General features: G+C 69.0%; 2 protein-coding genes and 1 pseudogene. 2 read left to right on the forward strand and 1 reads right to left on the reverse strand.

Annotation, left to right across the window (positions count from 1 at the left end; genetic code table 11):
- Window positions 1-313, forward strand: a pseudogene (locus BN903_RS17605) (hypothetical protein); the annotation flags it as partial.
- A 61-nt stretch (window positions 314-374) separates the two neighbouring features.
- Here the strand turns inward: BN903_RS17605 and BN903_RS12845 are convergent.
- Window positions 375-2150 (reverse strand): hypothetical protein, encoded by a 1776-nt coding sequence (locus BN903_RS12845; protein ID WP_048078100.1) that lies wholly within the window; start codon window positions 2148-2150, stop codon window positions 375-377.
- A gap of 445 nt (window positions 2151-2595) precedes the next feature.
- Between BN903_RS12845 and BN903_RS12850 the strand changes: the two genes are divergently transcribed.
- The coding region (locus BN903_RS12850; protein WP_079890677.1) for an acyltransferase at window positions 2596-3166 on the forward strand (571 nt) is incomplete at its 3' end.

Below are 3166 nucleotides of genomic sequence, written 5' to 3' on the forward strand. Positions count from 1 at the left end.
CGGGAGCGGTCCGTACGACCTGAGCGTAACGATCAACGAGTCGGCGATCGACGCGGAACCGGTGCCGGAAAACGAGACGCGATCGCTCGACGAGGTATCGCGGACCGCGTACGGGATCTCGTTCGAGGAACTGAGCGGTCCGACCGCGCGGCTCGTGCGGGCGGTCCACGACCGGCAAGACGCGGACGACAAACTCACGAAAGACGAGCTCTCGCGGATGCGCTACGAGATGTCCTTCTCGGAGCTGAGCGAGGAGACGAGCGAAGAGATCGCGACCCTCTACCGCGCGCAGTTCGTCGACGGCCCGTCGTAGCCGTCGGCGAGCGTCGCGTCGCCCGCGAAAACAGGCGAATCTCAGGCGTCGAACCGCGGTCTCAGGAGTCGAACTGGGCTCGGTACTGCTCGCGGATCGACTCCTGTTGGCTCTCGTCGAGCGCTTCGTACTCGCTCCCGAACTGCGCCTGCGCCAGTTCGTCCCACGAGTCGATCCGGTCGCCGTCGTCGGACTCGAACTGCGCGTCGAACTCCGCCTCGATCTCCTGTTGGGTCTCCACGTCGATGGCGGTGAAGTCGAACTTGTCGTTCCGCTTAACGTCGAGCCCGAACTCCTGACGCGCGATCTCCTCGCGGGTCAGCACCTCGGTGATGACGAGGTCGCCCGCGAACGGCTGCCGCTCGTGGATCTCGTCGACCTGCGTCTGCGTCTCGCCGCTGACCCCGTCGTAGTCGAGGCCGTACTTCTCTTGGGTGATCGCATCCTTCGAGACCGTCTCCGGCTCGTCGTTCGCCGGAGACGACGCCGACGAGCCGCCCCCGCCCGAGCGGTACTCCCGAATCACCACGACGTCGGTCGCGTTGGCGTCCCCGGTGTAGACGCCGTGGACGTGCGTGCCGAGCAGGTCCCGGTCGCTGAACCGGTCCCGGTCGTCGGCGGCGATCGCGAACTCGACGGTCGTCCGCTCGCCCGGTGCGAGGTCGACCGTCGAGTTCGTCGTCACCGTCTCCGGATCGTCGTCGCCGTCCAGGTCGATGCGGTGTTCGACGGTCTCGTTCGCGGCCGCGTCGCCGATGTTCGTCACGCGCGCCGAGAACCGGATGTCGTCGTCCACGTCGGCCGACCCCGGCCCGTCGAGCCGGTCGACCTTGAGGAAGCCCTCGCGGACGCGGAGCGTCGTCGACGCCGAGTCGTTCGCCGTCGTCACCGCGACCGAGTAGTTCCCGCGGGTGAGGTTCGCCGTCGCGGCGTCGAACTCGTACGTCGTCGTCTCGTTCCCGCCGAGCGTCACCGTCCGGTTCCAGTCGAACGCCTCGCTCGGCCCGTCGAGGCGAACCGTCTCGGTACCGGGAACGTCACCGAGGTTCGCCAGCGTCACCGACCCGTTGAACCGGTCGCCCCGGACGGCGTCGGACGTCAGCGTCGAGTTCGCGATGCGGACGGTCGCCGGTCGCTCGACGACCAGCGTCCCCTCCCGAGCGCTCTCCTCCGTTTCGACGCGGTACGCGTATCGCCCGGGTTCGAGACCGTCGGTCGCGACCGAGAACCGGAGGGACGCGTCGCTCCCGGCGTCGAGCAGCGGCGACCTCGTCGCGACGGTTTCGCCGTCGTCGAACGCGCCGTCGTCGTTCCGGTCGATCGAGAGGTCGACGGTCCGCAGGCCGCGGAAGTCGCCGCCGTTGCGGACGGTCGCGGTGACCGTCCCGGTCTCCCCGCGGACGACCGGGTCCGCGCCGGCCGCCGAAACGGTGAACGTCGGCCGGTCGAGGGAGACGGTCCCCGTCGCCAGCGTCTCCCCGCCCTCGCTGAGCGTGTAGTTGTATCGTCCCGCGGTCACCGCGTCTCTCGGAGCCGACAGCGTGAGGGCCCTGACCTCCCCCGCGGCGAGCGTCGCGCTCCGCTCGTCGACGGTGAGCGCGGAGCCGCTCTCGTCCTCGACGACGAGTTCGAGCGACCGCGTCGCGTTCGCCGCGCCGGTGTTGTTGAGCGTGGCCCGCACCTCGAACGCGGCGTCGCCGGCGCTCGATTTCACGACCTCTGACCCGTCGACGGTCAGCGGCTCTCCGCCGCCGAGGTCGACGACCGACGCGGCCCCGACGCTCCCGCCGACTACGATCACCAACACCGCTGCCACCTGTATTCCCGTGAGGTTCATGCGAGGATCTGCGGGGGATACCGACATTGTTACGATGGACATACTCCGCGACATAGCGCCTGTACACACCAATCGCGGCGATCGGTTCGGGCGCGGACCTTCCGACCGTGAACGCGACACGGGGAGACCGGGCCTGGTTTCCGTGTCACCTTACTTCGCCGTTCCGTCCGCTAATCCCCGCTTTATTCCGGTTTTTGGGTTCGATTCCTCCGTTCGCGGTCGCGGCTCCCACGGACGGAGCCGTCGTTCCTCGTCGCCCCGGGCGACGCCTCGCGAGGGCGCTCTGATCGACGGGAGACGGCCCGGAGACGCGGGAATCGCCCCCGACGGACGGGGGTTCCCGGGGGGACGACCGGCGGCGTCGGCGGTCGAGTATGCCCGTCGTACCGCGGCAAGCCTCTCTATAACAATGCCGCGACCGGCCCCAGCGCCACACGAATCAGACATGGGAGACTCACAACGAAACGCCCCGGCCTCGACGGTCGCGGACGTCAGACTCGGAGCGGGGTCGACGGTAAGCGAACGCGCGACGCTGGGACACGAGTACGCCGAGGACGCCGGTCCGACCGTCCTCGGTGCCGACGCGACGGTCCGTTCCGGGTCTATCGTCTACGCGGACGTGCGCGCGGGAGACGGGTTCACGACCGGACACAACGTCTTAGTCAGAGAACACACCGAACTCGGCGACGACGTCCTCGTCGGAACCAACACCGTCGTCGACGGAAAGACGACGGTCGGCTCGAACGTGAGCCTCCAGAGCGGCGTCTACGTCCCGCAGGAGACGACGATCGGCGACGACGTGTTCGTCGGGCCCGGCGCGGTGTTGACGAACGACCCCTACCCGGTCCGTCAGGACGTCGACCTCGAGGGACCGACGCTCGGCGACTCCGTCTCCGTCGGGGCCAACGCGACCGTGCTGCCCGGCGTCACGGTCGGCGAGCGGGCGTTCGTGGCCGCCGGCGCGGTCGTCACCGAGGACGTCCCGCCGGACGTCGTGGGAGGCGAAGGCGACACAG

This window comes from Halorubrum sp. AJ67 (assembly GCF_000513435.1).

What these genes read in the sequence shown, in the direction of transcription:
- BN903_RS12845 (WP_048078100.1), bottom strand. Translation starts at nt 2,150, where the DNA reads ATGAACCTCACGGGAATACAGGTGGCAGCGGTGTTGGTGATCGTAGTC.